The sequence below is a fragment of the Alcanivorax sp. HI0044 genome, assembly GCF_001634945.1.
The window spans coordinates 1-488 of sequence record NZ_LWEZ01000682.1 but is presented as its reverse complement, the minus strand read 5'-3'; the positions used below and the strand labels follow the sequence as shown (position 1 = coordinate 488).

General features: G+C 54.3%; 1 protein-coding gene. It reads left to right on the top strand.

Annotated elements, in window-relative coordinates:
• The coding region (locus tag A3730_RS08270; RefSeq protein WP_156501076.1) for a tetratricopeptide repeat protein at nucleotides 1-159 on the top strand (159 nt) is incomplete at its 5' end.
• Nucleotides 160-488: the final 329 nt, after the last annotated feature.

Here is a 488-nt window from a genome sequence, read left to right as displayed (position 1 = left end):
CAAGCGGGGCTTGAGGCGCTGTTGCAGCTGTTGCGTAACCACCGTGATTTTCGCGATGGCGTCGCCCGCAGTGCATTGCTGGAAGTGTTCGAATGCCTGCCCAAAGGCGATCCGCTGGCCAGTGAATACCGCCGCAAGATGTTCAATTACCTTTACTGAGCCTCCCGCCCAAGGGCAGCGGCCATCTCCGTTGCCCTTTCTGTTCTGCTTTCTTGCCTGTCTTCTCTCTGCTTGCTTTTCTCTCTGCTTGGCGCTGGTGTGTTTTGGTGCGTACCGGCACGTCTTGTGCTGTTTGATCCGGGGGCGTGCGCCAATTTAATGCCGTTGGCGCCCATCCATGGTGCATCTTTATGGTGCGACGTTCTTTTGTGGTGCGCAATGAATAATGTTCACCGCTAACCGATTGAAATCGCGTGCACTATTTTGTGGCCTGATTCTTGAATGCTCCTTGTCGGTGCAAGTTTCCGGCACGTTTTGTGTTGGTGCAT